Annotated in this window: 27 protein-coding genes and 1 tRNA gene; 22 read left to right on the top strand and 6 right to left on the bottom strand. The window is 68.0% G+C overall.

Going from position 1 to position 25,992, the window contains the following annotated elements; all coding sequences use genetic code 11:
• Nucleotides 1–273: 273 nt before the first annotated feature.
• The 4 genes from ACFYPJ_RS05670 (at nt 274) to ACFYPJ_RS05655 (ending at nt 6,879) form a co-directional block, all read left to right on the top strand.
• Nucleotides 274–3,345: an FG-GAP-like repeat-containing protein gene (locus tag ACFYPJ_RS05670; protein ID WP_389010952.1), complete on the top strand. Its 3,072-nt coding sequence runs from the start codon at nt 274–276 to the stop codon at nt 3,343–3,345.
• A 120-nt stretch (nt 3,346–3,465) separates the two neighbouring features.
• A complete protein-coding gene (locus ACFYPJ_RS05665; RefSeq protein WP_389010949.1) occupies nt 3,466–3,669 on the top strand; it encodes a hypothetical protein in 204 nt (67 codons plus the stop codon).
• 1,444 nt (nt 3,670–5,113) lie between these two features.
• Complete coding sequence (locus tag ACFYPJ_RS05660; RefSeq protein ID WP_389010946.1) at nt 5,114–6,217, top strand: DUF262 domain-containing protein; 1,104 nt, start codon at nt 5,114–5,116, stop codon at nt 6,215–6,217.
• A gap of 2 nt (nt 6,218–6,219) precedes the next feature.
• The gene (locus ACFYPJ_RS05655) at nt 6,220–6,879 is read left to right on the top strand and encodes an MAE_28990/MAE_18760 family HEPN-like nuclease (RefSeq protein ID WP_389010943.1); all 660 of its coding nucleotides are present in this window, start codon (nt 6,220–6,222) and stop codon (nt 6,877–6,879) included.
• A 348-nt stretch (nt 6,880–7,227) separates the two neighbouring features.
• Here the strand turns inward: ACFYPJ_RS05655 and ACFYPJ_RS05650 are convergent, their stop codons facing one another.
• From ACFYPJ_RS05650 to ACFYPJ_RS05640, 3 genes are read right to left on the bottom strand one after another with little or no spacing between them, the layout of a single operon-like run.
• Entirely contained in the window at nt 7,228–7,626 is a 399-nt protein-coding gene (locus ACFYPJ_RS05650) for a hypothetical protein (protein WP_389010940.1), read from the bottom strand.
• On the bottom strand, nt 7,626–8,054 hold the full coding sequence (locus ACFYPJ_RS05645) for an ATP-binding protein (RefSeq protein ID WP_389010938.1): 429 nt from the start codon (nt 8,052–8,054) through the stop codon (nt 7,626–7,628). Before ACFYPJ_RS05645 ends, ACFYPJ_RS05650 begins: the two co-directional genes overlap by 1 nt.
• Nucleotides 8,055–8,100: 46 nt before the next feature.
• Nucleotides 8,101–8,508, bottom strand: a complete 408-nt coding sequence (locus tag ACFYPJ_RS05640; RefSeq protein ID WP_389011602.1) for an NUDIX hydrolase — start codon at nt 8,506–8,508, stop codon at nt 8,101–8,103.
• Between the two features lie 107 nt (nt 8,509–8,615).
• Between ACFYPJ_RS05640 and ACFYPJ_RS05635 the strand changes: the two genes are divergently transcribed.
• The 11 genes from ACFYPJ_RS05635 (at nt 8,616) to ACFYPJ_RS05585 (ending at nt 15,752) form a co-directional block, all read left to right on the top strand.
• Nucleotides 8,616–9,407, top strand: a complete 792-nt coding sequence (locus tag ACFYPJ_RS05635) for a GntR family transcriptional regulator (protein WP_389010935.1) — start codon at nt 8,616–8,618, stop codon at nt 9,405–9,407.
• Between the two features lie 170 nt (nt 9,408–9,577).
• Nucleotides 9,578–9,934: a hypothetical protein gene (locus ACFYPJ_RS05630; RefSeq protein ID WP_031059703.1), complete on the top strand. Its 357-nt coding sequence runs from the start codon at nt 9,578–9,580 to the stop codon at nt 9,932–9,934.
• Nucleotides 9,934–11,310, top strand: a complete 1,377-nt coding sequence (locus ACFYPJ_RS05625) for an FtsK/SpoIIIE domain-containing protein (protein ID WP_389010932.1) — start codon at nt 9,934–9,936, stop codon at nt 11,308–11,310. Before ACFYPJ_RS05630 ends, ACFYPJ_RS05625 begins: the two co-directional genes overlap by 1 nt.
• Before the next feature lie 88 nt (nt 11,311–11,398).
• Nucleotides 11,399–12,031: a DUF2637 domain-containing protein gene (locus tag ACFYPJ_RS05620; RefSeq protein WP_389010929.1), complete on the top strand. Its 633-nt coding sequence runs from the start codon at nt 11,399–11,401 to the stop codon at nt 12,029–12,031.
• 12 nt (nt 12,032–12,043) lie between these two features.
• Entirely contained in the window at nt 12,044–12,226 is a 183-nt protein-coding gene (locus tag ACFYPJ_RS05615) for a hypothetical protein (protein ID WP_389010927.1), read from the top strand.
• Between the two features lie 2 nt (nt 12,227–12,228).
• Nucleotides 12,229–12,420 (top strand): mobile element transfer protein, encoded by a 192-nt coding sequence (locus ACFYPJ_RS05610; RefSeq protein ID WP_046726952.1) that lies wholly within the window; start codon nt 12,229–12,231, stop codon nt 12,418–12,420.
• Between the two features lie 16 nt (nt 12,421–12,436).
• Nucleotides 12,437–12,631, top strand: a complete 195-nt coding sequence (locus ACFYPJ_RS05605) for a hypothetical protein (RefSeq protein ID WP_389010924.1) — start codon at nt 12,437–12,439, stop codon at nt 12,629–12,631.
• Between the two features lie 25 nt (nt 12,632–12,656).
• A complete protein-coding gene (locus ACFYPJ_RS05600) occupies nt 12,657–12,905 on the top strand; it encodes a SpdD protein (protein ID WP_389011599.1) in 249 nt (82 codons plus the stop codon).
• 140 nt (nt 12,906–13,045) lie between these two features.
• A complete protein-coding gene (locus ACFYPJ_RS05595; RefSeq protein ID WP_389011596.1) occupies nt 13,046–14,344 on the top strand; it encodes a replication initiator in 1,299 nt (432 codons plus the stop codon).
• Nucleotides 14,341–14,553, top strand: coding sequence for an excisionase family DNA-binding protein (locus tag ACFYPJ_RS05590; protein WP_121891540.1), 213 nt, complete (start codon nt 14,341–14,343; stop codon nt 14,551–14,553). Before ACFYPJ_RS05595 ends, ACFYPJ_RS05590 begins: the two co-directional genes overlap by 4 nt.
• Nucleotides 14,553–15,752 (top strand): tyrosine-type recombinase/integrase, encoded by a 1,200-nt coding sequence (locus ACFYPJ_RS05585; protein ID WP_389010921.1) that lies wholly within the window; start codon nt 14,553–14,555, stop codon nt 15,750–15,752. Before ACFYPJ_RS05590 ends, ACFYPJ_RS05585 begins: the two co-directional genes overlap by 1 nt.
• A 49-nt stretch (nt 15,753–15,801) precedes the next feature.
• Here the strand turns inward: ACFYPJ_RS05585 and ACFYPJ_RS05580 are convergent.
• Nucleotides 15,802–15,875 (bottom strand) — tRNA-Gly (locus tag ACFYPJ_RS05580).
• A gap of 280 nt (nt 15,876–16,155) precedes the next feature.
• Here ACFYPJ_RS05580 and ACFYPJ_RS05575 point away from each other — a divergent pair.
• From ACFYPJ_RS05575 to ACFYPJ_RS05565, 3 genes are all read left to right on the top strand, one after another.
• The gene (locus tag ACFYPJ_RS05575) at nt 16,156–16,317 is read left to right on the top strand and encodes a hypothetical protein (RefSeq protein WP_389010918.1); all 162 of its coding nucleotides are present in this window, start codon (nt 16,156–16,158) and stop codon (nt 16,315–16,317) included.
• A gap of 323 nt (nt 16,318–16,640) precedes the next feature.
• Complete coding sequence (dcd, locus tag ACFYPJ_RS05570) at nt 16,641–17,216, top strand: dCTP deaminase (RefSeq protein ID WP_376524999.1); 576 nt, start codon at nt 16,641–16,643, stop codon at nt 17,214–17,216.
• Nucleotides 17,217–17,221: 5 nt separating this feature from the next.
• Entirely contained in the window at nt 17,222–17,731 is a 510-nt protein-coding gene (locus ACFYPJ_RS05565; protein ID WP_389010916.1) for a phosphoribosyltransferase, read from the top strand.
• Nucleotides 17,732–18,127: 396 nt separating this feature from the next.
• On the opposite strand, the gene ACFYPJ_RS05560 is transcribed toward ACFYPJ_RS05565, so the two are convergent.
• Nucleotides 18,128–19,168, bottom strand: coding sequence for a YIP1 family protein (locus tag ACFYPJ_RS05560; RefSeq protein WP_389010913.1), 1,041 nt, complete (start codon nt 19,166–19,168; stop codon nt 18,128–18,130).
• Nucleotides 19,169–19,279: 111 nt separating this feature from the next.
• Here ACFYPJ_RS05560 and ACFYPJ_RS05555 point away from each other — a divergent pair, with 111 nt between their 5' ends.
• Nucleotides 19,280–19,609 carry an antibiotic biosynthesis monooxygenase family protein gene (locus tag ACFYPJ_RS05555; protein WP_389010910.1) on the top strand — a complete coding sequence of 110 codons (330 nt, stop codon included), beginning with the start codon at nt 19,280–19,282 and terminating at the stop codon, nt 19,607–19,609.
• Between the two features lie 154 nt (nt 19,610–19,763).
• On the opposite strand, the gene ACFYPJ_RS05550 is transcribed toward ACFYPJ_RS05555, so the two are convergent.
• Nucleotides 19,764–22,070, bottom strand: a complete 2,307-nt coding sequence (locus tag ACFYPJ_RS05550; RefSeq protein WP_389010907.1) for a (Fe-S)-binding protein — start codon at nt 22,068–22,070, stop codon at nt 19,764–19,766.
• Between the two features lie 284 nt (nt 22,071–22,354).
• On the opposite strand from ACFYPJ_RS05550, the gene ACFYPJ_RS05545 reads away from it, so the two are divergent.
• The 3 genes from ACFYPJ_RS05545 (at nt 22,355) to grpE (ending at nt 25,990) form a co-directional block, all read left to right on the top strand.
• The gene (locus ACFYPJ_RS05545) at nt 22,355–23,374 is read left to right on the top strand and encodes an MraY family glycosyltransferase (protein ID WP_389010904.1); all 1,020 of its coding nucleotides are present in this window, start codon (nt 22,355–22,357) and stop codon (nt 23,372–23,374) included.
• Nucleotides 23,375–23,468: 94 nt separating this feature from the next.
• The gene (gene dnaK, locus ACFYPJ_RS05540) at nt 23,469–25,316 is read left to right on the top strand and encodes a molecular chaperone DnaK (protein WP_389010901.1); all 1,848 of its coding nucleotides are present in this window, start codon (nt 23,469–23,471) and stop codon (nt 25,314–25,316) included.
• The gene (gene grpE / locus ACFYPJ_RS05535) at nt 25,313–25,990 is read left to right on the top strand and encodes a nucleotide exchange factor GrpE (protein ID WP_389010898.1); all 678 of its coding nucleotides are present in this window, start codon (nt 25,313–25,315) and stop codon (nt 25,988–25,990) included. Before dnaK ends, grpE begins: the two co-directional genes overlap by 4 nt.
• Nucleotides 25,991–25,992: the final 2 nt, after the last annotated feature.

Here is a 25,992-nt window from a genome sequence, read left to right as displayed (position 1 = left end):
ATTACGCCGGTGGGCGTCCGTTGCCCAACACGCCATCCTGCGGAAGCAAACTGAGCTCCGACCCCCGCGTGGTGGCTGACGTGTGAGCCACTTCGTGCTTTCTTTCCCCGGGTACACCCCTGAGGTGTCTGGGCTTGCTTGCTGCTATTCTCGTGCCGCTTTGCATGGGGGGCAGCCGGGGGGCTGGGCATTTCCGCAGCGCTGTAGACGCGCGCCTGATCGGCGGTCGCCGTCCCGTCATGCCTTTTCTGTTGCGAGGCCCAGGAGGCGACGATGGCCCGTCGTACCACCGCCCGTGGCGTTGTCGCCGTGTTGGCGGTTCTCACCGTGACCGCCGGTCCCGGCCCGTTCGCCGTCACGGCTGACGCAGACAACGTTGTCGGCGCCGCCCTCCCGGCGGAGAAAGTCTTCCAGGCGGACCGCTACATGCCGCGCAGGGACCGGATCCACAGCGCTGGCCCCAGTGGCTATCTGCACGTCCAGGAGGGTCGTTCGGGCTACCTGTGGACGTCGTACGACACCGGTACGACGACCGAGCTGGGCGACCTGGCCCGACTCGAACTCCCCGCATACCTGGGGTCGTCGTCCGACGTCGTGACCGATGTCGTCTCGCCCACACAGAAGGTCGTTCTCAGGGACCTGTCCGCCGGCGCCACCACGGATATCGCCATCACGCACGGCGCGTACGGCGCCACCTTCGGCACCCATGTGCTCACCCAGGCCCGGGACGCCGACGGCAACCGCGTGCTGTGGCTCTACGGCGACGGCGTGCCTACCGACGGCACCCTCGTTGCCGGATGGCCGACCGGAATCACGGCCAACTTCAGCGTGCTGGGCGGCGACAGCGGCACCGCCGTCATCGGCTACGCGCTGGGAAACGGCGAGCGACACCTGGCCCTGGTGGACCTGGACGCCGCGAGAGTCACCGGCGATGTGACCGTGTCCCTCGCTCCCACGGCTGTTGCGCTGAGCGCGGACCGGCTGGTCTGGTACCGGTCCGACAGCACGGTGGCACACGTCCTGGACCGAACCGACCTCTCCGCCGCCGAGACCACCGTGACTCTGCCCGGCACGGAGGGCACCCCGTACGCGGGCATCGCCGGACGCTGGCTGGTGGTGGCCCGTTCCCTGCCGACGGGCTCCTACGATGCGGCCGACACGTCCGGCGAGCGGCTGATGGCCGTACCCCTCACGGGTGGTGACCCGGTCACCCTGCTCCGGCACGCGAACAGTTCCCTCGTCACGGCGCCGGACGGCACTCTGCTGGCCGTGGGCGGCACCGACGCCGGGCATTGGGCGGTACGCCGGGTCATCGACACCGGGGCGGGCACCCCGACGCTGACGGAGCTGACCGCCGTACCGCCGGTGGCCGCGGAGATCAGCCGGTTGTCGCTGCAGAACGGCACCCTGGCCACCGATGAGCCCGACAGCAGCTTCATGGGCGCCTACTACACCCGGGCGATCGCCGCCGACGGAACGCCGGGCACGCCGACCTGGCGGAAGTGGAACCACCGCGATGTGGGCCCGTACACCACCGGCGACGGCCGTGCCGTGACGTTCACCGCGCAGTCCGACCCCGTCGGCTCGTTCGTCCAGTCCCTCGACAAGAACGACCAGGCCGGTTTCTTCTACCTGCCCTCGGCCTCCGGGGCCGTCCTCGACATCACCGGCCGCTACGCCATCGTCAACGGCGCCTCTCCCGCCAAGCAGTACGTGGGCGACCTCGGCGTCTACAGCAGCCTGGAGCCCATCGTCACCCGCTCCGTGACGGCCGCCTCCGTCTGGGGCACCAGCCTGTGGACGCCGGGTTCCGGCACCGGTGTCGTCACCGCCAAGGACCTGAAGACCGGCAAGGTCACCGACACCGTCAGCACCGGCGCCCCGTGCGTCCCCAAGGAGCTGCAGGCGGTCGGCCGCTGGGTCTACTGGTCCTGCGGCCCGACTGCGACGGCGGGCGTCTGGGACCGTACGGCGAAGAAGAACATTCCCGTCCCGTCCGGCCAAGCAGTGCTGGGCGACGGCTACCTCGTCCGGCACGACACCTCGGCCGGCGCGCTCCTCCTCACCTCCTTCGCCGACGGCACCGCGGCCACCCGCAAGATCGGCGACCTCGCGGCGGGCAACTCCAGCCTGCGCGGGGTGACCTGGACCGTGGACAAGTTCGGCGGACCTGCGGCCTACGTCGACGCGGACCAGCGGATCCACCTGGTGCCCAGCGGTGTCGCCACCCAGCCACTCTCCGTCGTCGAGTCCGAGGCGACCGACAACGCGTCGGAGAGCAGCGCGGCCGCCAGCCCGTGGTGGCAGTGGCGCGGACTGCTCTCCAAGCCCGCCGCCTCCTGGACGGCTACGCTCACCAGCAAGGCCACTGGCGCCGTGGTCCGCACGCTCACCGGCGGGAAGGTGGACGGCACACTGACCGCACGGTGGGACACGCGGAACACCGCAGGCGGACTCGTCCCCAACGGCATGTACACCTTCAAGCTCACGGCCCCGCCCGCCGACGGTTCAGGGCCGACGCTGACGGTGACCCGGACGGTGAACGTGTCCGACGGAGCAGCCGTACGCCACGACTTCGCCAACGGTGCCACCCGGGCGCCCGACGGTATCGGCGACGCCCTGACCCTCAGCTCCTCCGGCGTCATCAGCTACCGCCCGGGCAACCGGACGGGCGGCTTCGACAAGGCCATGTCCGCTTCGGGCTGGCCCTCCTCCGTGACGCTGGTCCCGTTCGGCGACCTCAACGGCGACCGGCGCAACGACATCCTCGTCCGATTCAGCAGCGGCGAGCTGCGGGTGTACCGGACCATGCGCGGTCAGGCTTTCCTCACGAGTACCTCGCACACCTCGCTGGGCACGGGCTGGAACCAGTACAACCTGCTGACCTCGCCCGGCGACATCACGGGCGACGGCCGCCCTGACCTGATCGCGCGCAAGGCGTCCACGGGAGAACTGTTCCTGTACAAGGGCACGAGCACGGGGAAGCTGTCTGCGCGGGTCAAGATCGCGGGGAACTGGTCCGGCTACAAGAAAATCGTGGGCGTCGGCGACTTCAACGGCGATGGCCGCGGTGACCTCCTGGCCCAGGACCGTTCCAACACCCTCTGGCGCTACGACAGCAACGGCTCCGGCGGATTCAAGTCCCGTGTGAAAGTTGCCTCCGGCTGGGGCTCGTCGTACAACGCCGTCGTGGGCGTCGGCGACATCACCGGCGACGGCAAAGCGGACATCGTCTCCCGCGACACCTCAGGCAACCTGTGGCGCAACACCGGGAACGGCTCGGGCACGTTCGGGCCCCGCACGAAGATCGCCTCGGGTTGGCAGGTGTACAAAGGCGTGTTCTGATGGCCCGGCCCACGATGACGGCGAGCACACCTCACTGACGAGGCCCCCGCTCCTCGGGGAACGGTCGTAGTTGGTGGACATGGCGCGCATGGTGAACCGCCACCATTTGCTTGTCCTGGGGTGCAGGTCACGGGAAATCCGCTGAAGGACCTCATGGTCCGCGCCGGCCAGTCCTCCCAGAAGGCCGCGATGATCTACCAGCACTCCGACGACGAGCGGCAACGGGAAGTCGCCGCCGGGCTGGACGGCATGGTGCGCTCCGAGCGTGCGAAGCACCACAAGGACGGTGGCCCGCACCACCAGCAGGAGTCATCAGCGGGCTAATGGTGCGCTAGTGGTGCGGCACCCGCCCACTGGTCTAGACAACAAAGAACCCCCGGGTCCACGACCTGGGGGTTTCTGCTGGAGCGGGTGACGAGAATCGAACTCGCGCTCTCAGCTTGGGAAGCTAAGGGTATGCAGGGCTTGTTCTGAGGCTGACCTGCGGTGGAACAGCTTATGGGCCCGATGGGTGGGCGACTGGTTCCCCGTTGTTCCCCGTGGTTCCCCGGCCCACCTGGCACGGGACTGGCACGCGCCTACGCTGGCGGCGCCTCTTGGCTGGTGGGGTTCCCTTGGCTGTTAGGTGGTGGATCGACAGGGGGAGGAGACCGCCGCAGCAGGGCAGGCACATTCAGAAAGGTCAATTTGATGAGATCCACAAAACGTCGCTCGCTCAGCCTGTCGTCGTGGCGAAGCTGGAGTGCACCAACCGTTCCAACCCCGAGCAGAGAGCCGACGATTACGACGGGCACCGTCCACGGGGGTGCTAGGCGACTAGCGCTGATCGTGGCGGCTGTAGTTGCCAAGATGGCGACGAGGTAGAACGATCCGCTGAGCCAGGGGCCGCTTCGTCGCCCCTCTGCCTGCTGCGACACCTCACGGTGGGCCCGTAGGACATCCTCAACGCGCGAACCGCTTATCTGGCGGACTCTGCCTCGTCTGTCGATCTTGAAGTAGCACCCTTCTGCGCCGCAGACACCGCGACGGTTTCGCTCAAGAGCCCGGGTCCTTGGCCAATGAGTGGCCCCCCACCTCATGCGAGCGACAGAAGCGGGGGGACTCGTCGTCGTTCAAGCGTCGCCGTGGCATAGAGCTATGGTGCCCAGTCCTCCGATGCGGCGGGCCGAAGTCGCAGACGTTGCGTCGGGCTTCATCAGGTCGATCACGCGGTGCCTTCGGGGTCGGCCCAAGCGCTACTTGCCTCGTTCCGCAGTTCGCTGCTGTCCCTGGCTAACCGCTGCTGTTCGCTGCTGTTGGTGTCAGGCGTTGGTGTCACCGCCAACGGTGGCCTTGACAAATGCCAGATCTCCGGGTGCAGGCATAACCCTTCCAGTGTGGCAGATCATCACCGGGAGCCCAGGCCGGAGCGGGGTGGGGGTGGTCACCTGTGGGTGCCGACTGTCAGCGCTGGTCGGCCTCGGACGGCCCGGGGACGGCCCAGGGACGTCCGCCCGAATCGCTCGATCGCCCAGTCCGACGGCACGACCGGACGCCCACTCGACTCACACAGGAAGCGTCCCCTCCCTTGATCGTCCGCTTCTCAACTGTGTGACAGCCACAGGAAGGATTCACGAGGGGGCAACTCGGTCACCATGACAGCGGCAGAACCGCGTCACAGTCCTGTCGTAGCGGTAGAAGCGGTGGGAGGCGGAGCATCCCGCTCCGGCCCGCTCAGAGACTGAGCCCGCTAACATGTCGGAACGACAGTCAGAGAGTTGAGGGTTGCATGTCGCTGGAAGCGCAAATCGCCTCAAAGGCAAAAGAGATTCACACCGATGGGTACCCTATGTCCATCGGCGAGGTGCTGTCTCTTTACAAGGATGGGGACATTGACGTCCATCCTGAATTCCAGCGGATTTTCAGGTGGAACGACGATCAAAAGTCACGACTCATCGAATCTATTCTCCTAGGAATCCCCATTCCGCCTATCTTCGTCTCGCAACGAGGAGACGGCATCTGGGACATCATCGACGGTGTACAGCGCCTGTCTACCATCTTTCAATTCGTTGGCGTTTATCGCGACCATGAAGATCGACTGGCACAGCCTCTAGTACTCCAGCCCACGGAATATCTTCCGGCCCTCGAGGGTTACACCTGGGAGGTCGCAACCGAGAGCGGAAACGTCTTCACTGACGCCATGCGGAGGGACTTCAAGCGCGCCAAGCTCGAGTTCCGCATCATCCGCAAGGAGTCAGACGAAAACGCAAAGTACGACCTCTTCCAGCGCCTGAACTCGGGAGCCCAACTTTCTCCCCAGGAAGCAAGAAACTGCCTCCTCGTAATGCTCAACTCGGACATGTTCAGTAGGATTTCTGAGCTTTCCGAAAACATCGACTTCAAGGAATGCGTCCCGTTGTCGGACCAGAAGGAAGGTCAAGCCTACCGGCAAGAGCTCGTCTTGCGATTCTTTTGCCAGGCGGCCTTCGCTGGATCGCATACTGAACTCCCGCTCGAGTACGGCGAGTACCTAACGCGGTGGATGCGCGACGCTGCCCAGTCGTACAGTGCAGGCGATTCACCCATTGATGTTGAGCTCTTCCAGCGCACATTCAAGCTCTTGAACGAGCAGCTAGGCGAAGACGCCTTCAGGCGCTTCAATGGCGTGAAGAGCCTTGGACCGTTCTCTATCTCCTCCTTTGAGTTCGTGACCTCGGGCGTTTCAGCAAATATTGAATTCTGGGAAGATAATGCAGCCCGACTGGCTGAGCGGGTGCATTCTGTTTGGGTCGCGCCGGAGTTTCGGGAGAATTCAGGCACCGGCGTTAGCCCACGTCGCCGGGTCCCCAGGCTGATCCTCAACGCCCGTCAGTACTTCTCCTCTGCGGGCTGACTGTGGCAGTCAGAACAATCGGGGAGCTAGAGGACCGACTGGACAATGCGCTGGCCTGGCGTCGCATTGAACTGCAGACGCTGAAATCTCAAATCCGGGCCGCTTACAGAAATTCAGCTCACTCACCCTTGACCCGAGCCTTAGCGCGTAGCGGTATCGCTCTGCTGTACGCCCATTGGGAGGGCTACGTCAAGGAATCCTGTCAAGTCTATGTGGACTACGTAGCGAAGCGGCGTTTGAAAGTAGGTGAATTGAACGACGGCCTCCTGAAAGTCGTGCTTGACCAACTAAATCGCCGATCCGCTTCCGGTGATGAGTCAGCGATCTTGGCCCTCATGGAGGCTGTGCGCACTCCGGATAATGCCCGCGCCCGCATACCGCGTGATACCATTGTCGACACGAAGTCCAATCTGCGGTCGACAGTGCTCGCGGATATCCTGGAGTGCATCGGATTCGATCCAGCCACCTTTCTCACAAAGAATAATCTAATTGACCGAACACTCTGCGATGGCCGAAATGCCATTGCTCATGGTCGAGATTATTATCCTAATCCCGACGAGTTCGACACATTGCACGACGAAGTAATGTCGATGCTGACCGATATTCGATCTACGATCATGCTGCACGCGCAAGAGCAGAGGTATCGGAGAAATTCCCCGTAGGTCTGTGGCGCAACATCGCGAGGTCGGCGGAGCGGCTTTGGGCTGGAGCTGCTTTGGGGCGAGTGATCATGGCCCCGTAAGCTTCCGGCGAGTCGGGCAGTCTGTGGACCTGCCCGTTAAAGCACGACGTTGGGGCCATGATCTTAGAGGCTCGCCCCAAAGTGGCTGCCTAAAGCCGCGGAGCCGACCGCCCCAGCCACAGAGGGTGTCTCCCACTTCACGCCCGCAGCCGCCGAGCGCGCCGCCGGGCGCGGCCAGCCGGGGCGCAGACAGGAGGCAGGCCGCGCCGCAGAGGCGGCGCGCGCCCGCGCCGTGCGCGGGCCTTGAACCAGTAAGGAAGGTTGTAACTCAGTCGGGCGTGTGGGGCACCTGAGGTGCCGTGTGCGGTTTGAAGTCCTGTGTGCAGGATGGGAGTTTGCTGCCTTGCCGGTGTGCCAGCGGCAGGAAGACGACAGGCCGGATCGTCCATGTGATGCGGGTGCTGGTCTGGGTGACTGTCACCGTGCAGGGCTCGGCTCGCAGGAGGGCTTCCCTCGTGGCTATGCGGCCGTCGTACAGCCATTCCCACGCTTCCTGAGACGCGTCGGGGTCGAGTGCCGGTGAGATCGTGCGCAGTGCGATGGCGACCCATCTGTCTGCTTGGGGCGCGGAGTAGGCGTCGAAGGATGCCCGGAGGGTCGGCCACCCCCCGTCGGTGATGTCCTCGGTCCAGCATTCGCACCAGTAGCCGCGCTGCGGCTTGTCCATCAGCAAGGTTGGCCTCCGGTCGGTCGCCCCGCGAACAACTCGGCGGTGACCGTGTAACCCCCGTCGCTCTCGTGGACGACGACGCGATGAGCGATCGCGCTGACCATGCCCAAGCCCCGGCCGTGCTCGGCCTCCTGGTTCTGGCGCTTGATCTTCGGTGCTGTGCCGGCGGCTCCGTCGTCCGTGACCGACAACGCGATCACTTGTGCTGACACCGCAAGGGCCAGATGGAAGCTGCCCGACTCCTGACCGCTGGCCGTGTGGAGGATCGCGTTCGCGCTCAACTCGCTCACGATCAGCTCGGCGTCGTCGGCTAAAGGGGAGCCCCGCAGGATGTCGCGGGTCCAGCGTCGGGCTCGGCTGACCTCTTCCGGGAAACCTGGGCAACTGAGCCCCCAGACCCGAGCTGTACTCGTATACTCGTGCATACAAGTTCCTTCATGCTGGTAGGCCGCCATGTGCAGCGGGTTCGGGCTAGACGAGTTTCACGCCATCGTGGGCGCGGATCGCAGGTGGAGACGCCGCGTCCATCGCGTCCAGGACGCGGATGGCGTACGCCTCGTCGGCGAGTTCGGAGACTTCTTCGCGGGTGGCCCAGCGCAGTGCGCGGGTCTCGTCGCCGGTCGTGGGCGTGCCGTCGGCGGCCTTGCAGCGGAAGACCAGGGAGACGATCAGGCCCGTCATGTTCTTGTAGACGCCGGTCAGGGTCGCCGGAAGGGCGATCTTGATGCCGGTCTCTTCGAGGACTTCGCGTTGCAGGGCCTCAGGGATGGTCTCCTCGCGTTCGAGGACACCGCCCGGCGGTTCCCACTTGCCGTTGTCACGGCGCTGGATCAGGAGGGCACGGCCGCGGGCGTCTATGACGACCCCGGCGACGCTCACGGAGTGCGGGCGTTCTGTGCTCACGTTCCTCGGCCCTCTCGGCTGGCTAGGCTCTCCACCGTAGCAACAACACTCGCCCACTCGTCTAGATACCTAAAGGAGTACAAGTGAGCCCTGCTCTTCCTTCGGGCCTCCTCGGAGATCTCGACCCCACGAGCGATCGTGCGGTCTTCCGGCAGATCGCCGACCAGCTGCGCGAAGCCATCGACCGTGGGCGATTCAGCGAGGGCGAGAAACTGCCCTCAGAGGCTGAGCTTGTCGAGCACTACGGAGTCTCCCGGATGACGGTCCGGAACTCCTTCTCCATCCTCCAGGGGGAAGGGCTGGTGCATGCCGAGCATGGGAAGGGTGTGTTCGTGCGGCCCCGGCCTCCCGTACGGCGACTCGCCTCCGACCGGTTCGCCCGGCGGCACCGGGAGCAGGGGAAGTCCGCGTTCATCGTGGAGGCGGATGCGGCCGGCAGTCACCCCCAGGTCGACAGCCTTGAGGTCAAGGAAGAGAAGGCCAGCCAGGACATCTCCACGCGGCTCGGGTCTGTGCGGCGCGTGCTCGCCCGGCGGCGCCGGTACCTCCTCGACGGCCGGCCAGTCGAGTTCGCCACCTCCTACCTCCCCCTCGACATCGCCCGCGGTACGCAGATCGCCGAGCCCAACCCCGGGCCTGGTGGCATCTACGCCCGGCTGGAAGAGCTGGGCCACCACCTCGACCACTTCGAAGAGGAGATCCGTGCGCGGATGCCTTCGCCCGACGAGGTGAAAACGCTCCGGCTGGCCTCCGGCGTGCCGGTCATTCACCTGATCCGTACCGCCTTCGACACCGAGGGACGGCCCGTCGAAGTCTGCGACACGGTCATGGCGGCGGACGCCTACGTCCTGTCGTACCAGCTTCCGGCGACCTGATCGTCATGGTTTGCGGTGGTGCGCGGGCACAGTTCTCCGAACTCGTACACCCCAACACGCATACTCGTATAGACGAGTGGGCAAGTTGTGTGGCAAGGTGATCGTCGCGAGCCCGGGAGATCGGGTTCGCAGATCGCTACATGTATAGACGAGTAGATAGGAAGTGTGCTGTGCGCACCATCCGTGTTGAGACCTCCGCCGCCACGATCCTCCTCACCGAGGCTCCTGAGCCCAAGGTCCGCGACCGGCAGACCGGCGAGATCGCCAAGGACGCCGTGAGCGGTGAGGCGCTGATGACCATCGGCGTCGTCTACATCGAGGACGGGGAGTCTTCCCTGATCAAGGTCACCGTGCCGGAGGGCGGCGTTTCCGAGGGGCTGAACCTCGGTGCGCCGGTCTCGCTCCCCGGTCTCGTCGCCCGGCCGTGGGAGTCCGTGTTCAACGGGCAGCAGCGTCACGGCATCGCCTACCGGGCCGCCGCCGTCACTCCGGCTGCGTTCCCGGCCGCCATGGGGGCCACTGCCTGATGACCGACCTGACGACGCTCCTGGAGGTGGGTAGTCCTGTCGCCGCGCTCGGCGGCGGGGCTGCCTACGCCCGGGCCAAGCACCCGGCGGTCTACTGGTCCGCCGTCGGCGGCCCGATATCCACGGTCCGCCTGCTCAGCTCGTACGGCTCCGTCATGGAAGCCTGCGGCCTGACCGTCGCGCCCTCCCGGCTGCGGGTCCTCGCTGTAAAGGCCACCACGCGGCGGGAGGTCCGGCCGGTCCCGCCTCGCCGGGGCATCCTCCGTCCCACCTCGACCGGGCTACGGTTTCGCCTCCGGCTCGCTCCGGGGCAGGAACCCGCCGACGTCGCCGCCTCAGCCGAGCGGTTGCGGCACGCCTGGGGAGTCCACGCCGTCTACGTCACCACGGTGAAGCCGGGTGTCGTGGAATTGCGGCTCGTCGGCTACGACGTCCTGCGGCGGGTACGCATGCCTCGCAAGATCGGCGGTGGGTTCCTCAAGGTGCCGGTGGCGCTGCGCGAGGATGCCATGCCCTTCGTACGCGACTACCGCACCGTTCCCCACCAACTCACCCTCGGCGCAACCCTGTCCGGCAAGTCCATGTACCTCCGGCACCTCATCACCGGACTCGCACCTCAGCCCGTCGCCCTCGTCGGAATCGACTGCAAGCGGGGCGTCGAACTGGCGCCGTTCGCAGCAAGGCTCTCGGCGCTCGCTACCGACCCGGACGAAGCCGCCGAACTCCTGCCTGCCCTGGTCAAGGAAATGGAGAACCGATACGACCTGATCAAGGAACGGCAGGGCGTCGCGCCCGGCACCCCGGACGAGGAGATCACCTCCGACATCTGGGGCCTGCCGGAGAGCGAACGCCCCACCCCCATTGTCCTGTTCGTCGACGAGGTGGCCGAACTCTTCCTCACCGCGACCCGCAAGGACGAAGAACGGCGAGACGAGATGGTCACCCAGCTCATCCGCCTCGCCCAGCTCGGCCGCGCGGCCGGCATCTACCTGGAGGTCTGCGGGCAGCGCTTCGGCGCCGAACTCGGCAAGGGCGCCACCATGCTCCGGGCCCAGCTCACCGGCCGCGTATGCCACCGCGTCAACGACGAAGCCTCCGCCAAGATGGCGCTCGGCGACATCGCCCCCGAAGCGGTCTTCGCCGCCTGCGCCATCGCTCCTGAGATGCCCGGTCTCGCCGTCGCGGGCGACACCTCCGGCGGCTGGTCCCGCATCCGCACCCCGTACCTCTCCCTCGGCGATGCCGCCGAGACCTGCCGGGAGGCGGCGCACCTGGTGCCCGACCTGCCTTCGCTCAAGCCCTTCCGGCCTCACGTGCCTGTACACCCGGTCGAGACTCCGGCCCCGGTCGTCCGGCCGCGTCCGGTGACCGACTGACCGTCGTCCGTTCCTCGCATCGGTCGGCGTGACCACCTCGCGTCATGTCCCTACCCCTCCCATGCCCGAAACCGAAAGGAGCCGGACCGTGCGCGTCCACCTCGGCCGTGTCGACGCCGTGTTGGTCCAAGCGCTCATTGCTGCCGCGCTGTCCTTCGCCCACCTCCATGACGTAGCCATGGCGGCCGGACAGGACGGGTGGAAAGCCTGGGCCTACCCGATCAGCGTTGACCTGCTGCTCGTCGCCGCATGGCGTCGACTCCGCTCCGGGACGGCCAAAGCGGCGGCCTGGTGCTGGTTCGTCATCGCCCTCGTCGCGTCCCTCGGCGCGAACATCGCCACCGCCGGCCTCCTCGATCTGAACGACGTCCCGGCATGGCTGCGGATCCTCGTGGCCGGTTGGCCCGCCGTCGCCTTCCTCGGCGGCACCCTTCTCGCCCACTCGGCACCGAAGGCGGATACCGGCGAGATCGACGCTGACGTTATCGAGGACCAGGAGCACGAGCCCGAAGCCACCCCCGCACCGCATGTCCAACCCACCATCGAGGCGCTGCCGGAACGCCCGCCCGTCCCAGTCCCGGCCGCCCTGGTCGACCACGCCCGAAAGGTCGCCGCCGAACACCACACCCGCACCGGCACTCCGATCGACACCCCGACCCTCCGCGCCCGCCTCGGCGTCCCGGCGCCCATGGCCGAAGCCATCGCCGCCCAACTCACCTGAACAGGAGGAACCATGCCGATCTGCTTCAACACGGTCGCCGACTACCTCGAAGCGGCCCGCCAGATGGCCGACGCCGGGCGCCCGACGTTGGCCCGGCGCCTCGCCGAAGAGGCCGCCGATCGCATGTCGGACGCTGCCGAAGCTGCCCGGATCCTGACCGAATTCCCCGGCTCCAGCCTGCGGCAGGAGGACTGACCATGACCGCCAACCGCCGTTTCCGCAGCGTCATCCGTATCGGCCCCGTCCAGGTCGGCACCGCCTACGACGACAGGGGCCGCGAGAAGCACACCGCCGCCTGTACCGCCCCTCGCTGCGGCTTCTCCGCCGACTACGACAGCCGCGCCGCCGCCGAACTCGCCGCCCGTACCCACCGCTGCCCCGTCCGCTGAAGGGACCCCGAAAACCGTGACCGTCAGTCTGCCGCTGGTCGTCGTACTCGGCTTCTTCGCCTGGGGCGCCGTCAGGTTCCTGGGCGTCCGCACCTGGATCGTCGTCCTGATCGCCCTCTTCGGCTTCTGGCTCTCCCACACCTTCCTGGCCCCCGCCATCGAGACCGGTACGCGCTCCGGCGTGGACGTCATAAACGGCTCACATGACTAGACGAGTAGATAAGGAGAATCTGGCCGTGTTCCTGCCTAAATACCCCGACAGCCCCACGCCGCCGCCCACGCACACCCACGCCCCGACCGACCCGGCCCCTGTCCGGCGCTCCGCGCTCCCGGCCGTCTCCGTCAGTACCGGCGCCGTCGTCGCCGTGCTCACAGGTGGCGTGGTCCTCACCGCGCTCCTGGCCGCCGTCGCCGTGTCGGCCATCTCCGTGGCCATCGCCGCCGTGGTCCTGCGCTCCCTGCTGCGCGAACACAACCGGCGCTGATCCGTGCCAACCCCTGGGGCGGCCACGACACCGCCAAGCATCCGGCCGCCCCGGGGCCCATCGCTCCTGACCGTTCCAGTCAGAAGGAGACAGCCATCTTCACCCGCACCACCCCGCCCCCGCTCCCGGAACTCGCCAGGCTGGCCCAGCACGGCACCCTGCCGGGCGTCCTCCGACAGCTCTCCGGCCTCGGCGGCTGCACCAACCCGATCCGCCTCGACGGCCACCGCACCGAGTACGACGTCGACACCACGACGGGCGAGATCGGCCGTGTTCTCCAGCACCTCGACTCGACCGACCTGCCCGCCGGCCAACTCCTCGTCCGCTGCAACAACCGTCGCACCACCCGCTGCGCCGCCTGCGCCGAGGTCTACCGCCGCGACACCTTCCACCTGATCACCGCCGGACTCCGGGGCGGCAAGGGCACCCCGGACCAGGTCGCCGCGCATCCTCGCGTCTTCGCAACCTTCACCGCCCCGGGCTTCGGCCCCGTCCACAACCGCCGCACCGACGGCCGTGCCTGCCGCTGCGGCACCCACCACGACCAGGACGACGACACCCTCGGCACTCCGCTCGACCCGGACACGTACGACTACGAAGCGGCCGTGCTCTGGAACGCCCACGCAGGCGCCCTCTGGCGGCGCTTCTCGATCTACCTCCGCCGGGAGGTCGCCAAGCTCGCGGGCCTCTCGCAGCGACGCCTACGCGACCATGCCCGCGTCTCCTTCGCCAAGGTCGCCGAGTACCAGAAGCGCGGCGCCGTCCACTTCCACTCGGTCATCCGCCTCGACGGCCCGAACGGTGGAGACACTCCGCCCCCACCGTGGGCCACCGCCGAACTCCTCACCGACGCCATCCAAGCCGCCACGGCCAAGGTCCATGTCGACGGTCCGACCCTCGACGGCCGCACCCACACCTTCACCTTCGGCCGGCAACTCGACGTCCGCACCATCCGATCCGCCGACTTCAACGACGGCCAGGAACTCACCGAACGCGCCGTCGCCGCCTACATCGCCAAGTACGCCACCAAGGGTGCCGAGACCGCCACGGGAGCTCTCGACCGGCCGCTGAAGTTCGCCGCCGAACTCGCCCAACTCGACATGAGCGACCACGCCCGCCGCCTCATCCGAACCGCCTGGACCCTCGGCGCCCGCAAGAGCCTCGAACACCTCCGCCTGCGCGCCTGGGCCCACATGCTCGGCTTCCGTGGCCACTTCTCCACCAAGTCCCGCCGCTACTCCACCACCCTCGGCGCACTCCGCGATGCCCGCGCCGAATGGCGCCGCGCCCAAGCGGCAGCATCCGCCAGCCCTCAGCCGGACTCGACGTACGTCCTCGCCCACTGGGTCTTCGCCGGCACCGGCCTCAGCGCCGCCGAGACATGGCTTGCCGCATCCCTCGAACCCGCCCCCGGAACGGAAGGAGAGCCCACCGCATGACCGACCGATACCTGTCCGTCGACCAGGTTGCCGAGCTGCTCGGTACGACCGCCCGCTTCCCCCGGCGGCTGATCGAAGAGCGGCGCATCCGGTACGTGAAGGTCGGTCGACACGTACGCATCCCCGAGAGCGCCGTCGAAGAGTTCGTCCAGTCCCGCACGGTGGAGCCGCTGAGGCGTCCCCGCACCGGCTTCAGGAGGGCTGCCTGATGGCCAACAACAAGGGCAGGCGCCGCCGATTCGGCGCGATCAGACGCCTTCCTTCCGGCCGGTACCAGGCCCGCTATCCGGGTCCTGATGGCGTGATGCGCCCGGCTCCGATTACTTTCGAGACGACGGCGGACGCGGACGACTGGCTTGCCGAGAAACAGACGGAGATCCGCCGGGGCGAGTGGCGCGATCCCGAGGCGGGCGCGGTGAGCTTCCGGGCCTACGCCGACAAGTGGGTCGAGGAACGGGAGCTCGCGCCTCTGACCCACGACCTCTATCGCTACCTCCTCGACAAGCACCTGTTCGCCTTCGCCGAGTCGGACTTGGACGAGATCACAGCTCCGCGCGTGCGTGAGTGGCGGGCCGATCGGCTGCGGACCGCCAACGCCAAGACGATGACGGCCAAGGCGTACCGGCTCCTCAAGGCCATCATGGAGACGGCCGTGGACGACGAGTTGATCACTCGCAATCCGTGCCGGATCAAGGGCGCCGGTAAGGAGAAGGCTGCTGAGCGGCGCATCGCCACCGTCGCCCAGGTTGACGCACTCGCCAACGCCGTGGGGATGCGCTGGCGGCTCATGGTCTACCTCGGTGCGTACGGTCCGATGCGGCCGGAAGAGCTGGCCGGCCTGCGCCGCCGGGATGTCGACCTCGACAACCTGCGCGTCCGGGTGCGCCTCGCCGAGCCGGAGCGGATGAACGGGAGGCGCGTACAGGGCGACACCAAGTCCGAGGCCGGAACCCGGACTGTGATTCTTCCCGCGTTCCTCCGCCGGGATGTCCGCTGGCATCTGGAGAGCTACGCCGAGCAGGGGCCGGATGGGTTGCTCTTTGTCGGAGAGAAAGGCGCTCCGTTCCGGCGTAGCACCTTCGGGCGGAGGTGGCGGAAGGCGCGGGAGATCGTCGGTATGCCTGAGGGCTTTCGGTTCTACGATCTCCGGCACACGGGGCACACGCTGTCCACGCGCTCCGGCGCCACGCTCAAGGACACCATGGTCCGCGCCGGCCAGTCTTCGGAGAAGGCCGCGCTGATCTATCAGCACTCCGACGACGACCGACAGCAGGAAGTTGCAGCCGGTCTCGACGCGACCGTACGCAAGGCGCGGGAGCAAGCGCAGGAAGCTGTACCCGTGCCAGAAGAAGACCCCGCCGCCCCCGACGATCAACCATCTGGCACGAATCTGGCACGCGACAACTGATCACGATGGACAACAAAAAGGCCCGGGTCTCTGACCTGGGCCTTCTCCATGGAGCGGGTGACGAGAATCGAACTCGCGCTCTCAGCTTGGGAAGCTGATGTTCTACCATTAAACTACACCCGCGTAAGACGCCGACCGGGGTGATCCGATCCGGTGTCCGAACGCTCGCTCACTCTACCTCATCGCAGGCCCCCGGCGCTGTTGCCGTGGGCCTGAGTGCGTTTCAGCGGGCGGGATCCGGGTGCGGGCGGGCGGAGTTGGGGCGTACGGTGTGGGGCTGGGAGAGGGTCCGGGTGGGGCCGGAGTGCCGCCTGGAGAGTCGTCTCTTTGATCCCGTAATGTGGCTTTTGTCGTCAGGGCAGTTGGCCAGACGCAGCTCTTGGGGAAGGGACTCTTGGACTTGATGGAACGCACCGTCGTCCGCTGTGCCGATGGGCACGTGTTCAGTACCGCTTCGTTCCCGATGCAGCAGGCCGAGCGGCTCGGCCCCGGCCGGCTCGTCCGGTGTCCGCGGTGCGCCCGGCTGCGCAGCGCGGTGCCGGTCGCGCTCGTCGAGAAGCAGTAGGGGAGCAGCCGGGGAGCAGCCGGGAAGTAGCGGGGAAGCAGTAGGTAGGCAGTAGGTAGGCAGTTCAGTGGGGAAGTAGCGGGACGCCGTTGGGAAGCGGTGGGTGCCGGGTTGTGCGGGTGGCCGCTGGTTCCGGGCGGGGTGTGGGTGTGCGGGGCGCGAGAAGTCGTAGCCGGAGTGAGAGGTCGTAGCACCCCTGGGTGAGCCGGGGACGGGGGCGGTGGTCGCCGCCGGGTTTCCGGCGAGCCTTCCCCGGTCATCTCGTCGGCGCGCGGAGTGGTCGCGATTGTCGCGGCTGCGCGCGCCGTGCGTATCCTCGGGACGTGCTTCTCTCAGACAAGGACATCCGGGCCGAGATCGACGCCGGGCGGGTGCGGATCGATCCCTATGACGAATCCATGGTGCAGCCGTCGAGCATCGACGTGCGGCTGGACCGCTTCTTCCGGGTGTTCGAGAATCACCGGTACCCGCACATCGACCCCTCCGTCGAGCAGGCCGATCTGACCCGGCTCGTCGAGCCGGACGGCGACGAGCCCTTCATCCTGCATCCCGGGGAGTTCGTGCTCGCCAGCACGTACGAGGTCATCTCGTTGCCCGACGACCTCGCCTCGCGCCTGGAGGGCAAGAGTTCCCTCGGGCGGCTCGGGCTGGTCACGCACTCGACCGCCGGGTTCATCGACCCCGGGTTCTCCGGGCACGTCACGCTGGAGCTGTCCAACCTCGCCACCCTGCCGATCAAGCTCTGGCCGGGCATGAAGATCGGGCAGCTGTGCATGTTCCGGCTCACCTCGCCGGCCGAGTTCCCGTACGGCAGCGAGCGGTACGGATCCCGGTACCAGGGGCAGCGCGGGCCCACCCCCTCCCGCTCCTACCTCAACTTCCACCGGACGCAGGTGTGAGCGGCGTGCCTGACATACGCGAGAACCTGACCTACGAGCAGTTCGGCGTCGCCGTGCGCGAACTGGCGCAGAGCATCGCCGACGACGGGTACGAGCCGGACATCGTGCTGTCCATCGCGCGCGGCGGCGTCTTCGTCGCGGGCGGACTCGCCTACGCCCTCGACTGCAAGAACCTCCACCTGGTCAATGTCGAGTTCTACACCGGTGTGGGCACCACCCTCGACATGCCCGTGATGCTCGCGCCCGTTCCCAATCTGATCGACTTCTCCGACAAGAAGGTGCTGATCACCGACGACGTCGCCGACACCGGCAAGACGCTCAAGCTGGTGCGCGACTTCTGTCTGGACACGGTCGCCGAGGTGCGGTCCGCCGTGATCTACGAGAAGTCGCAGTCCCTCGTGAAGTGCGAGTACGTCTGGAAGCGCACGGACGACTGGATCAACTTCCCGTGGAGCGTGCTGCCCGTCGTACGCAAGTCGGGCGAGCCGGTCACCCCGTCGAAAGAAGCGCTCTAGATCGGGTCGGGGGTTCGGACCGAGGGGTGGCGACCTCGCGGTCGAGCTCGGTTCTTCGTCCGGTCGTCTCTTCGGCGAATCGTCCTCTCCCCGCCGGCCGCCCTCGGCCGTCCCCGGCCGGCCTGGAGATTGCCCTGGCCGGCCCGGAGACTGTCCCGGTCGGTCCGGAGACCGTCCCCGGCCGGCTGCCGGGAGATCCCGCGGGCCGTCGTGCGGCGTCACACCGGCGCGGGTCGGCCTCCGGTCGTTCGGCCCGGGCAGGTGCCCGGGAGGACACCGAGGCGGGCTGACCGGTGAGCCGAGACAAAGAGAGTGCGGCAAGGGCCCCCGGGCCCCGTCGCCGGTGCGGCGAGGGGCGGTCAGGGGCCCGTGTCGTATGTGCGGTGGGCGTCCGGATCAGAGGGTGCCCAGCTTCACGATCGACAGCAGTGCGATCAGCTGGATCGCCGACGCGCCCAGCGCCCGCGGCCACGGCAGGTCGTGGGAGCGGCTGACCATCCGGGTCAGCAGTACGGCGCCGGCGATCCACGTCACCCAGCCCAGGACCTGGACGAAGCCCGCGTCGCCGCCGAAGAACATGGCGACGATCAGGCGGGGCGCGTCCGTGATCGACATGATCAGCATGGACAGGCCCACCGTGGGCTGCCAGGCGCCGTCGCCGCCGAGTTGACGGGCGAGGGTGTGGGTGACCACGCCCAGGATGAAGGCGGCCAGCACCATCGAGACGGCGGTCGTCAGGACGATCGGGACGGCGTTGGCGAGCGTCGCGTTGATCGCGTCCTCGCGGGCCGCGTCGAAGCCGAAGACGGCGAGGAGGCCGTACAGGAAGGTCACGACGAGGGCCGGGCCCCACATCGTGTAGTCCCGCATCTGCAGGAAGGTCTGGTCGGGTGCCACGACGAGGCCGCGCAGCAGGTCCTTCCAGTGCAGGCGCGGACCGATCGGACCGGCCGGGGCTGCCGCGCCCGCCTGGTAGGTCCCGCTCTGCTGGTAGGGGTCCTCGCCGACCGAGAATGCCTGGGTGTGCCCCGGGTTGTCGGCCGCGTACGGGTCGCGACCGCCGCCCTGCGGGTAGCCGCCGTCGCCGAAGTACTCCGGTTCGCCGTGGCCGCCGTGGCCGCCGTGGCCGCCGCCGTGCGTCTGCGGCCACTGGCCGCCGCCGTACTCCGGATGCTGCGGCCGGCCGGGGTACGGCGGCTGCGCAGGCGGATAGCCGTACGACGGCCCCTGGGGCGCGGGCCGTCCCTGGGGCGCCGGGCGGCCCTGCGGCGCCTGCTGCCCGTACGGAGGTTGTTGCGGTCGCGCTTGCGGGGCGCGGTCGTTACGGCCGCCGCGTCCGATCCTGAATCCAGCCACGTCATCGAACGTACCCGGTCTCGGAGAGTCACGGGCCGGGCCCGGCCATTCGGGAGGGCCTTTGCGGCCGACCTGTGACATCCCCTAAGGGGCAGGGCGTTCGGGATGGCGGCTGTCCCTTAGGGGTGCGGGCCGGGTCGCGGGGGTGCGCCCCCGGGCGCGTGCGGGTGCGGGTGCGGGCAGGATGGTGGCATGAGCGTAGTCAAGATCAACGTACTGACCGTGCCGGCCGAGCAGCGCGAGACGCTGGAGAAGCGGTTCGCCCACCGGGCTCACGCCGTGGAGAACTCCGACGGGTTCGAGTGGTTCGAGCTTCTTCGACCGGTGGCGGGCACCGACGCGTATCTCGTCTATACGCGCTGGCGGGACGAGGAGTCGTTCCAGGCGTGGATGGAGGGGCCGATGAAGGCCGCCCACCAGGGCACCGGCGAGGGCGGGGAGCGGCCGAAGCCTGCGGCCACCGACTCCACGCTGTGGTCCTTCGAGGTGGTCCAGCACACGGGGGCGAAGCAGGGGGAGTAGGCGGCAGCGCCGAGGGGCGCTCGCGGGGGTGCGGCCGGCCGCCTGTCCCCGGGGCGGCGACAGGCGGGTGGGGACATGGCGACGCCCCTGTGTCCGGTCGGACACAGGGGCGTCGGCCGTAGCGCTGTTTTACCGGCTCCGGCTCATCCGTCGGCTACTTCGCGGGCTCCGGTTCCGGCTCGCTCTCCGGCTCCGCCGCGCCCGTCGGGTCGACCGGGGTCTTGACGGAGTCGAGCAGCAGTTGGGCGACGTCCACGACCTGGATGGATTCCTTGGCCTTGCCCTCGTTCTTCTTGCCGTTGACCGAGTCGGTGAGCATGACCAGGCAGAAGGGGCAGGCCGTCGAGACGATGTCGGGGTTGAGGGAGAGGGCCTCGTCGACGCGCTCGTTGTTGATGCGCTTGCCGATCCGCTCCTCCATCCACATCCGGGCGCCGCCCGCGCCGCAGCAGAAGCCGCGTTCCTTGTGGCGGTGCATCTCCTCGTTGCGCAGGCCCGGGACCTTGCCGATGATCTCGCGCGGGGGCGTGTAGATCTTGTTGTGGCGGCCCAGGTAGCACGGGTCGTGGTAGGTGATGATGCCCTCGACCGGGGTGACCGGGATCAGCTTGCCCTCGTCCACCAGGTGCTGGAGCAGCTGGGTGTGGTGGACGACCTCGTAGTCGCCGCCGAGCTGCGGGTACTCGTTGCCGATGGTGTTGAGGCAGTGCGGGCAGGTGGCGACGATCTTCTTCGCGGTCCTCGGCTTCTGCGACTCGGGCGTCGCCTTGCCGTCGTCGTCCAGTTCCTCGCCGAACGCCATGTTCAGGGCCATGACGTTCTCCATGCCCAGCTCCTGGAAGAGGGGCTCGTTGCCGAGGCGGCGGGCGGAGTCGCCGGTGCACTTCTCGTCGCCGCCCATGATGGCGAACTTGACGCCCGCGATGTGCAGGAGTTCCGCGAACGCCTTGGTGGTCTTCTTGGCGCGGTCCTCCAGGGCGCCGGCGCAGCCGACCCAGTACAGGTACTCGACCTCGGTGAGGTCCTCGATGTCCTGGCCGACGACCGGGATCTCGAAGTCGACCTCCTTGGTCCACGCCAGGCGCTGCTTCTTGTTCAGGCCCCAGGGGTTGCCCTTCTTCTCCAGGTTCTTGAGCATCGTGCCCGCCTCGGACGGGAACGCGGACTCGATCATCACCTGGTAGCGGCGCATGTCGACGATGTGGTCGACGTGCTCGATGTCGACGGGGCACTGCTCGACGCAGGCGCCGCAGGTGGTGCAGGACCACAGGACGTCCGGGTCGATGACGCCGCCTAGGGCCAAGCCGCCGTCGGAGACGGCCGCGGCGGTGCCGATCAGCGGGCGTTCGGCCTCGGCGAGCGCGGCGGCGGGGACGTCCTTCAGCGCCTCCGCGGACGCCTTCTCCTCGCCCTCCGGCGTCTTGCCGCCGCCGGCCAGCAGGTAGGGCGCCTTGGCGTGCGCGTGGTCCCGGAGGGACATGATCAGGAGTTTGGGGGAGAGGGGCTTGCCGGTGTTCCAGGCGGGGCACTGGCTCTGGCAGCGGCCGCACTCGGTGCAGGTGGAGAAGTCCAGCAGGCCCTTCCAGGAGAACTGCTCGATCTGCGAGACACCGAAGACGTCGTCGTCGCCGGGGTCGGCGAAGTCGATCGGCTTGCCGCCGGAGGTCATCGGCTGGAGGGCGCCGAGGGCGGTGCCGCCGTCGCTCTCGCGCTTGAACCAGATGTTGGGGAAGGCGAGGAAGCGGTGCCAGGCGATGCCCATGTCCGTCTTGAGCGCGACGGTGATCATCCAGATGAAGGACGTCGCGATCTTGATCATCGCGACCAGGTAGACGACGTTCTGCAGCGTGCTCAGGCTCAGCCCCTTGAAGGCCGTGACCAGCGGGTACGAGATCAGGTACGAGGCCTCGTAGCCGCCGACGTGGTGCAGCGCGCCCTCCAGGCCGCGCAGCGTCAGGATCGCGAGGCCGATGATGAGGATGACGGCCTCGACGAAGTACGCCTGGCCGGTGCTGGAGCCCGCGAAGCGGGACTTGCGGCCCGGGCGGTCCGGCCGGGACAGCTGGCGGATGACGATCAGTGTGAGGATGCCCAGTGTGGTGAGCAGGCCGATGAGTTCGGTGAAGACCTCGTAGGGGGGCCAGTCGCCGAGGACGGGGATGGACCAGTCGGCCTGGAACAGCTGGCCGAAGGCGTTGACCAGGGTGAGGATCAGGGTGAAGAAGCCCACCGCCACGAACCAGTGCGCGACGCCGATGATGCCCCAGCGGTTCATGCGCGTGTGGCCGAGGAACTCCTTGGCCACGGTGAAGGTGCGCTGTTTGGGGTCATTGGTGCGGGTGCCGGCGGGAACGTTCTGTCCGAGTCGGACGAAGCGGTAGATCTGGCCGATGGCTCGGGCGAACAGCGCCACGCCGACCACGGCCAGGACCAGCGACACGATGATCGCGGCGAGTTGCATGCGGGCTCCTGAGGCGGCCTCGTAATTACTGAGCGGTAACTTATGCAGTCCGAATGAGGTTACCTCTTTCCTCTGTCGCACTGTAGCGGGGTGTGCAGTGATCTGAATCGCTCAGCGGCCCGTGGGCGGGCGGTCGGGACGGGCCGTGACGCGTCGCCCGCCGCCCCTCGGTGCCACCCGTTTTCGGGGTCCGTTGCGTCCGTCAGGTGACGGGTTCGTATTAGTCAATCGTGTTATTCGTGTTATTCATACAGAATTGCCCGCTTCACTCCTAGTTTGGAGCCGTGCTCTACGGGATCCTCGCGGCCACCGCCGCACTCCTGCTCGCCGCCCTGCTCGCGGCGCTGCTCCGCATGCCCGCGCTGCGGGCCGGGTTCGTCGACCGGCGCAGCCGGCGGCCCGTGCCGCTGTTCGGCGGTGCGGCCGTCGTCCTCGTCACCTGTCTGGTCGCCGGCGCGGGGCAGTGGACCCGGGTCGCGCCGCTCGGCGACGGCGTGGGCAGGCTGCTCCTCGCCGCCGCCGGGGTCGCTCTGCTCGGGCTGGTCGCCGACGTGTGGCGGCTGCGCGCCCGGGTGCTGGTGGCGGGTACGGCGGTGGCGGCGGCCGGTGTCGTGCCCTACGAGGACACCGGGGTGGCCGCCGGGGCGCTGGCCGTGGTGTGGATCGTGTTCGTCGCGCTCGGCTTCCGGGCCCTCGACCATGCCGACGGGCTCGCGGGCACCGTGGGGGTGGTGACCGCCTTCGGGGTGGGCGTCTGTGCCGCCGCCGAGGTGATGGACGGGCTGGCCGTGCTGCTCAGTGTGCTCGCCGCCGCGCTCACCGGCTTCCTCATGCACAACTGGCATCCCGCGCGGATCGGGCTCGGCGCCTGCGGCTCCCTGTTCACCGGGTTCCTGCTGGCCGCGGCGGGCGTGTTCACCCGGGCCGGGTACGGGGTCGGGTCCAGCGCCGGGGTGCTGTTCGCGCTGACCGCCGTCGCCGCGGTGGATCTGCTGCTGGTGGCGGTGTCCCGGCTGGCGGCCCGGCGGTCGCTGCTGCGGGCGAGCCCCGACCACCTGGGGCACCGGCTGCGGCGGATCGGGCTCACCCCGCAGGGGGCCACCGTGCTGTCGGCCGTCGCGGCGTTCACCGGAGTGTTCACCGGGGTGCTGGCGCACACCGGCTGGGCGGACGAGGAGAGCGTGCTGTGGGTGGCGGGCGGTGCGCTGGTCGTCATCCTTCTGCTCTTGCGTGTGCCCGTATACGGCGCTCGTCGCGTAGCGTCGTCGCAGGTCAGCGCTCAGTTGCGTGTAAGGAGCGGATAAGAGTTGAGTGTCATGGGCTCAGGTCTGTTGACCCAGCGGTCGACCTCGTGCACACTTGAGTCCGTTGCACTCAAGTCAGCTGGAGGAAATCACCATGGCACGTGCGGTCGGCATCGACCTGGGCACGACTAACTCCGTCGTCAGCGTTCTGGAGGGCGGCGAGCCCACCGTCATCACCAACGCCGAGGGCGCCAGGACCACGCCGTCCGTCGTCGCCTTCGCCAAGAACGGCGAGGTGCTCGTCGGCGAGGTGGCCAAGCGCCAGGCGGTCACCAACGTGGACCGGACCATCCGCTCCGTGAAGCGCCACATGGGCACCGACTGGAAGATCCAGCTGGACGGGAAGGACTTCAACCCGCAGCAGATCTCCGCCTTCATCCTGCAGAAGCTGAAGCGGGACGCCGAGGCGTACCTGGGCGAGAAGGTCACCGACGCGGTCATCACCGTCCCGGCGTACTTCAACGACTCCGAGCGTCAGGCGACGAAGGAGGCCGGCGAGATCGCCGGTCTGAACGTCCTGCGCATCGTCAACGAGCCCACCGCGGCGGCGCTCGCCTACGGCCTCGACAAGGACGACCAGACCATCCTCGTCTTCGACCTCGGCGGCGGCACGTTCGACGTGTCCCTGCTGGAGATCGGCGACGGCGTCGTCGAGGTGAAGGCCACCAACGGCGACAACCACCTCGGCGGTGACGACTGGGACCAGCGCGTCGTCGACTACCTGGTCAAGCAGTTCCAGTCGGGTCACGGTGTGGACCTCGGCAAGGACAAGATGGCCCTCCAGCGCCTGCGTGAGGCCGCGGAGAAGGCCAAGATCGAGCTGTCCTCGTCCACCGAGACCTCGATCAACCTGCCCTACATCACCGCGTCCGCCGAGGGCCCGCTGCACCTGGACGAGAAGCTGACCCGCGCTCAGTTCCAGCAGCTGACCGCGGACCTGCTGGACCGCTGCAAGACGCCGTTCCACAACGTCATCAAGGACGCCGGCATCCAGCTCGGCGAGATCGACCACGTCGTCCTCGTCGGCGGCTCCACCCGTATGCCCGCCGTCGCCGAACTGGTCAAGGAACTGACCGGCGGCAAGGAGGCCAACAAGGGTGTGAACCCGGACGAGGTCGTCGCCATCGGCGCCTCGCTCCAGGCCGGTGTCCTCAAGGGCGAGGTCAAGGACGTCCTGCTGCTCGACGTGACCCCGCTGTCCCTCGGTATCGAGACCAAGGGCGGCATCATGACCAAGCTGATCGAGCGGAACACGACGATCCCGACGAAGCGTTCGGAGATCTTCACCACGGCCGAGGACAACCAGCCGTCCGTCCAGATCCAGGTCTACCAGGGCGAGCGCGAGATCGCGGCGTACAACAAGAAGCTCGGCATGTTCGAGCTGACCGGTCTGCCCCCGGCGCCGCGCGGCGTCCCGCAGATCGAGGTCTCCTTCGACATCGACGCCAACGGCATCATGCACGTCACGGCGAAGGACCTCGGCACCGGCAAGGAGCAGAAGATGACCGTCACCGGCGGCTCCTCGCTGCCGAAGGACGAGGTCGACCGGATGCGCCAGGAGGCCGAGCAGTACGCGGAGGAGGACCACCGCCGCCGCGAGGCCGCCGAGACCCGCAACCAGGGCGAGCAGCTCGTCTACCAGACGGAGAAGTTCCTCAAGGACAACGAGGACAAGGTCCCCGGCGAGATCAAGACCGAGGTGGAGGCCTCCGTCGCCGAGCTGAAGGAGAAGCTCAAGGGCGAGGACACCACCGAGATCCGCACCGCCACCGAGAAGGTCGCGGCCGTCTCGCAGAAGCTGGGCCAGGCCATGTACGCCGACGCCCAGGCCGGACAGGCCGAGGCCGGCGGTGCGTCCGCCGGTGCCGGTGAGGCCAAGGCCGACGACGATGTCGTCGACGCGGAGATCGTCGACGACGAGCGCAAGGACGGTGCCGCGTGACGGAGGAGACCCCGGGCTTCGACGAGAAGCCCGACGTCCCCTCCGGCGCCACCCCCGAAGACGCCGAGCCGCAGGCCGCCGCCTCCTCCGCGGAGGAGGCGGCGGCCCCGGCCGGGGACGCAAGGCAGAACGTCGGCCTGGTCGCCCAGCTGGACCAGGTGCGTACCGCGCTCAACGAGCGCACCTTGGACCTTCAGCGACTGCAGGCCGAGTACCAGAACTACCGCCGCCGCGTCGAACGCGACCGGGTCTCGGTCAAGGAGATCGCCATCGCGAACCTCCTGACCGAGCTCCTGCCCGTGCTCGACGACATCGGCCGGGCCCGGGAACACGGCGAACTCGTCGGCGGTTTCAAGTCCGTCGCCGAGTCGCTGGAGACCGTCGCCGCGAAGATGGGGCTGCAGCAGTTCGGCAAGGAGGGCGAGCCCTTCGACCCGACGATCCACGAAGCCCTGATGCATTCGTACGCGCCCGACATCGACGAGACGACGTGCGTGGCGATTCTGCAGCCCGGGTACCGCTTCGGTGAGCGCACCATCCGCCCCGCGCGGGTGGCCGTCGCCGAACCCCAGCCCGGCGCGCAGCCGGCCAAGGGCGAGGGCGGCGACGAGAGCGGGACGGGTGGTTCCGGCGGCGCCGACGACAAGGAGAACGGTGGCCCGGAGGAGGGCTGACG

Source organism: Streptomyces sp. NPDC006012 (genome assembly GCF_042871185.1).
Taxonomy (GTDB): Bacteria; Actinomycetota; Actinomycetes; order Streptomycetales; family Streptomycetaceae; genus Streptomyces.
Note: the sequence above shows the minus strand (reverse complement) of the source record. Positions and strands in the feature narration are given on the sequence as shown.